Origin of the sequence: Pseudomonas sp. 313 (assembly GCF_000316965.1) — a bacterium.
GTDB lineage: Bacteria > Pseudomonadota > Gammaproteobacteria > Pseudomonadales > Pseudomonadaceae > Chryseomonas > Chryseomonas benzopyrenica.
Genome location: NZ_ANBZ01000057.1, coordinates 1 through 385 on the forward strand (window position 1 = coordinate 1; position 385 = coordinate 385).

1 protein-coding gene is annotated in these 385 nt (G+C 43.9%); it reads right to left on the reverse strand.

Features of this window, described 5'->3' with window-relative positions:
* Positions 1–366, reverse strand: a 366-nt coding sequence (locus C722_RS25775; RefSeq protein WP_218186735.1) for a polysaccharide lyase family 7 protein, incomplete at its 3' end; no start/stop codon positions are given.
* Positions 367–385: the final 19 nt, after the last annotated feature.

A 385-nucleotide genomic window follows, 5' to 3' on the forward strand; every position in this document is an offset into this window, starting at 1 on the left:
CTCGTTCCCCCAGCCAAACCCTGATTCATTGTTACGAAGTTCGTCTAATTTACCCGCATGAATTTGGCCTACTACAACAGAATAGGCGGGTGGCTTGTCATGATATTTAGCGTTAGTAGAAACATGATCTACTTTAAGTGTGGCTTCCATTCGTGCACCAATGGCGGCGAATTTATCTGCTTCAGGATTTGATGCCAATGCAAAGTAATTTGCGGGGTTTTCTAAGCTAGGAACATTACCGTTTTCATCGGCATAAACTTGGCGAAGTTCGCTGCGGGTATTGGTAGACGTGGGAGAGGTAAATGCTTTATTAGCCGCGGCAAATACCATGTTGTTATTGTCATCTAAGTAAAAGAATTCATCCACGTGGAAACGCGGTAAGTCT